Here is a 453-nt window from a genome sequence, read left to right on the forward strand (position 1 = left end):
AGCGGGAGATTCTTGAACTCGCATTCAAGATTTCCTGCTTCACAGATTTTTGACTAGGCAAAGCCCCCGTCAGATCATCTCCACAAGCATTTTCTGAGACGCTATGCCCTAGCGCCTTTTTGATTCCTCTGTCTCTGATAACTTCTGCTGCTGCTATATCTCTATGGGTTTTGTATCCACACTCCAGGCAATGATGTTCTCGTTCGGAAAGTGATTTTTTTCCAGTGTGAAAATCACATTTTGGGCAGATTTGCGGTGCGACCCCGGCGAATCGAATTCGCCTAGGGAACGCGCACCAAGACAGCGAGGTGTAATTCTTGTCAACTTCCGCGACAAAAACATCTCGTTTCCATGCTACCCATTTGAGAATGGTAATAAATTGACCAAAAGCAGCATCTAGGCAATGTTTAGATAACATTCCTTTTGCCCATATCCCCCCTTTAGTTCCCCCCT

1 protein-coding gene is annotated in these 453 nt (G+C 45.7%); it reads right to left on the minus strand.

Going from position 1 to position 453, the window contains the following annotated elements; translation table 11 throughout:
• On the minus strand, positions 1-453 hold a 453-nt coding region (locus tag JUI58_RS00270; protein ID WP_348539801.1), incomplete at both ends, for a transposase.

The organism is Spirulina sp. CCY15215 (assembly GCF_016888125.1).
Taxonomy (GTDB): Bacteria; Cyanobacteriota; Cyanobacteriia; order Cyanobacteriales; family Spirulinaceae; genus CCY15215.